We start from the raw sequence: 4,387 nt of genomic DNA on the forward strand, positions 1-4,387 counted from the left end.
CCCAATATCCTTAGAGTCCATTTCTGCTGAACCTGACATATCTTCTTTTTTATGTAAGGCACTTTTAATTGACTTTACAGCTAAATAAATTAAATAAACAGCCCCAGCATATTTTATAAATGTAAATAACATAGCAAATTTCATTAAGATAGCAGAAAGTCCTAACGTAGCCATTATTGTATGAATCATCATTCCAGATATCGTTCCTAAAACAGTCTTTATCCCGCCATTTTTACCATGCGAGATAGTATTTTTTGTAACTAGCGCAAAACCAGGACCAGGCATCATTATGATTAACATTGCTGTAAGGATAAATAACAAATAATTTTCCATGTTGTAGTATTTCCTCTCCAATTTTTAGTTTTGCTTACAGTATAGCTTTTTTCATTAAAACATTACATATAAAAGACTTGATCAGAAATTTATTTAGGTTATTCGTATCAATTTGATTAACTATTACCCAATAGCCACATTGATAAAACACATGACAAACTTATATATAATTGCAAGCTCAACTCTCACAAAAAACAGGATAAAAAATAAACAGCAGAACTAGTCCACTGTTTACTTTGCCACACCTTCATGTAATTTTTCTGTATAATCCTTTACATCTTTCCAGCTATCTTTCGCTGTATGTAAATCTTCTTTTATAAACGTAAACTCTTCCGGACTAATTCCTTTTACGTTTTGTAATAAATTATTATACTTTGCACCTACTGTATACCATTGATTTGATATGTTTTGTAGTGCTGTAATTGCTGCATCAATTGTTTCTGTCATGTTTGTTGTTTTATTTTTTACATCAGTCAAAATTACGACTTCTGCTTGTGCTCCTGAAATTCTATCTTTTAAATTGGCGATTTCTCTTTCTGCATTTGCGATATCTTTTTTCGCAATCGCAATCATCGGCCCGCCAGCAAGACATGTTATTAGAGCTACGCAAAGTACGCCACCAGCAATGACCATATCATTACTCTTTTTAATCGAATCGTTATATGTATTTATTTGTTGCTCTAGAGCTGGAATACCAGCATTCGTACTTGCCAATATCGCTGTTAACTGATTTGTATCCTCTTTGAAACTATTTGTATCTTTCGCCATTCTATCGCGAAAAGCTTTCAAATTTCCTAATAATCCATCTACCTCATTTTGATTCTTTACAATATCCGCATACAACTTTTCTAAATCCGCTTTTAATTTTCCACTATCCTTTTGATCAATCGCTATTAACATGTCATTATAATACGATTGAAAAGTATTATTGTAATTTATAATATTTTGATCTGTTTTCATAATTTGAGGCTTCATATTATTTAACCAATATGCTGCATTAATTTTTGCATCTCTTTGATGCTGAATCATATTCCCTTTAAATTCACTATTAATCGAACTTATTTTACTTAAATCCGTCTCTTGTTGATTTTGAATTAATTTTGCATATGAATCCATTGCAAATATGCTTGATGTCGTTTGTGCCATTACATCTTGGAATCCTGCTGGTCCAAGAGAATAGTTTTTCACATTTTCTTGTAGCACCGTTACATTTTGTTCTGCTGCAAAAGGATGTAAAGGAAATGCGTTACTCGTTGCCACCCCAGCAATCATTACCGCTAAAAGACATTTTTTATAAAATCGTTTCTGCATATTTTTCACCTATTCTCTTTATAAGGATATCAAAAGCTCCTGCTCACAACTGAACAGGAGCTTCAAATCATTCATCAACACTTAACGCCCTAACGATTCGTATTCGATTATGCTTTTTTCGTATCTACTACTTTAATATCTTCAGCATAAATCTTTTCTGCATAGTCTTTAATGTTTTTCCAGCTATCTTTCGCAATGTTTAAATCTTCTTTAATGAAAACAAGATCGTTTGGACTAATTGAATCCACATTTTGAAGTAAAGAATTGTATTTTGATCCCATTGTATACCATTGGTTTGAAATGTTTTGCAACGCTGTAATTGCAGTATCAATCGTATTTGTTAAATACTCAGTTTGTGTTTTAATGTTCGTTAACCCAGCTACTTCTAATTGAGCAGTTGTAATTTGTCCAGTTATTTTTTGAATTTCAGCTTGTGCATTGTCAAGTTCTTTCTTCGCTAATACGATACCAGCTGTACCACCGCCTACAGCTGCTGCACCACCTGCAATTAATGCGACTCCTAGTGGTGTTCCTGCGCCCGTAGCAATAACTACTGCACCACCAATAATTGCAATTGGTCCTAGAGCTGTCGCAACAGATGAACCGATAATAATTGCATTATATTTACTAATTGCTTCATTGTACGTTGTAATTTGATTTTGCAGAAGCACCCTTGAAGTTTTGCGTATCCGACGTCATTTTATTTCGGAATTTTTTCAAGTCTTCTACTAACTGATCCACTTGCGCTTTATTTTCATTAATACTACTTGATAATCTAGTTAGGCCTTTCGTAAGAGTCGCTTTATCTTTTGCATCTACCGCAGCAACTAAAGTATCATAATAGTTTTGGAATTTTGTATTGTAGTTAATGATGTTTTGATTCGTTGAAATAAGCTGTGGCTTTAATACATCTAACCATTGCTTCGCATTTCCTCTAGCTGTATCTTGGTGCTGAATCACTTTTCCTTTTAAAGCTGCATCAACAGTCGATACATTTCCAAAGTTAACATTACCTTGTTTAATAATTGTTAAAGCATACAGATCCATTACTAAAGCATTTGAACCTGTTCTTTCCATTGCATCTTTCAAGCCTTCTGGTCCTAATGAATATTCTTCATAGTCATTATAAGCTTTTGCTACCGCATGAACTGGAGCTTGTTTCACTGTACTTTCAGCTGCATACGTATGAGCCGGCATAATATTTCCTGCTGCAAATACTGCCATAAGTGCTGATAGAGCCATTACTTTATATGGTTTTTTTGTCATTTTTCTTCTCTCCCTATATCGCTAATTATTTTTCTATTTAATGTACTTCAACGTTTGTAACGTAATCTTCAAATTGATTTGTTTGCTTATTCATTTCATCACTTACTTTTTTAATTTGATTAAAATGTTTTTGAAGTAAACTACTGTCTGTATACGTGCCTTCTTCAACATTTGTTTGAATTTGAATCATATTATTATTTAAAACTTTCCAATCCGTTAATAACGTTTCTAAAGTTGTAATTTGACGATCAATTAATTCTGTAAAGCTATTTACTTGATCTTCAACGAATGTAATTTGAGTCGCCTCTGCTTCAGTTTGTGATAACTTTTGAATAAGTGGCAATAACTCTTTTTGCTTTTGCTGAATGCGAAAAGCTGCTTCTCTCGTTTGACTATCTGCAGCATTTACAATTTCATTACTTAAAGTACCGATAGAAACAAAATCGATTGTTTTCGTTTGTGCAGTTTGATTTGTGATTGTAAATACTTGTTTACCGATATTAATAGAACCTTTAATGATTTCTTGAGGTCTATTCAAAATAGTAGTTAGTTCAGCTTGAATTTCCCCTTGAATTCTTTTAATATCTTCTCTTAATTTCACAATATCTCCACTTGATCCTTGCAGTGTTTTTATTGCTTCATCGGCTTTAATTGATAAGTTGTTACTATCTTTGTCTAATACTGTTTTAAATCGATTTAACTCTAATAAATCTTGCTCCATACTCTCTTGGATGCTCTGTACTTGCAATTGTAATTTTCCATATGCACTCATAAAATCTGTTTTTGCTTGCTGATCTTCATTTACATTTCCTGCTAGTTCATAGAGCTTACTATAATAACTATTGAATCTGGTGCTGTATCTCATCATCTCTTGATTTAAGTCAATTAGCTTCGGATTATATTCATCAATCCACTCTCGTACATTCGCCTTTGCAAACTTTTGATGATTCGTTAAGCTACTCATCGCATTTACCTTAATGTCTGGCTGTTGCAAAATAATTAATCCGTATGCTTGAATAAGCGGTGATTGTGATCCTAACATTCTAATTGAATTGGATAATGTATTTGGAGCAATTACATTTTGCGCATATACTGTTTTCACTTCCGTTTGCCCCTCCTTAGCGTAAGCGCTTACAGGAATGAAGCAACTCGTAGATACCGCTGTAACCAATAACCCTGTAATTAAAGTCTTTTTCACTTTAACTCCTCCTATGTATTAGCAACTATTACTATCGCATTTTATTATTCTATTTTCTTGCCCATAATTTGAGATGGTTAAAATAGAGAACGTTCTCAACGTGATCTATGTATGAACCACCTCTCTCGTATTGCTACAGTACTTACTTATCGTCACAAAACATTTCATTATTTTTCATATGTGTTTAGTATGAATAATATTGTATAAATTTTCTATTTCATCGAAATTCCCACATTCACACAGTGAATATATTACATAAAAATATTATTCATTTTAAAC

3 protein-coding genes and 1 pseudogene are annotated in these 4,387 nt (G+C 32.8%); all 4 read right to left on the reverse strand.

Annotated elements, in window-relative coordinates; genetic code table 11:
* Positions 1-333 (reverse strand): LysE family translocator (locus ABWK52_RS25530; RefSeq protein WP_353772212.1); only part of this gene is annotated, 333 nt, incomplete at its 3' end.
* A 231-nt stretch (positions 334-564) separates the two neighbouring features.
* The gene (nheC, locus tag ABWK52_RS25535; RefSeq protein ID WP_218272460.1) at positions 565-1,644 is read right to left on the reverse strand and encodes a non-hemolytic enterotoxin NHE subunit C; all 1,080 of its coding nucleotides are present in this window, start codon (positions 1,642-1,644) and stop codon (positions 565-567) included.
* A 107-nt stretch (positions 1,645-1,751) separates the two neighbouring features.
* Positions 1,752-2,910 (reverse strand): annotated as a pseudogene (nheB, locus tag ABWK52_RS25540) (non-hemolytic enterotoxin NHE subunit B).
* Positions 2,911-2,947: 37 nt separating this feature from the next.
* Positions 2,948-4,108, reverse strand: a complete 1,161-nt coding sequence (gene nheA, locus ABWK52_RS25545) for a non-hemolytic enterotoxin NHE subunit A (protein WP_000751832.1) — start codon at positions 4,106-4,108, stop codon at positions 2,948-2,950.
* Positions 4,109-4,387: the final 279 nt, after the last annotated feature.

Source organism: Bacillus sp. AP50 (assembly GCF_040492675.1).
GTDB classification, from domain to species: domain Bacteria; phylum Bacillota; class Bacilli; order Bacillales; family Bacillaceae_G; genus Bacillus_A; species Bacillus_A cereus.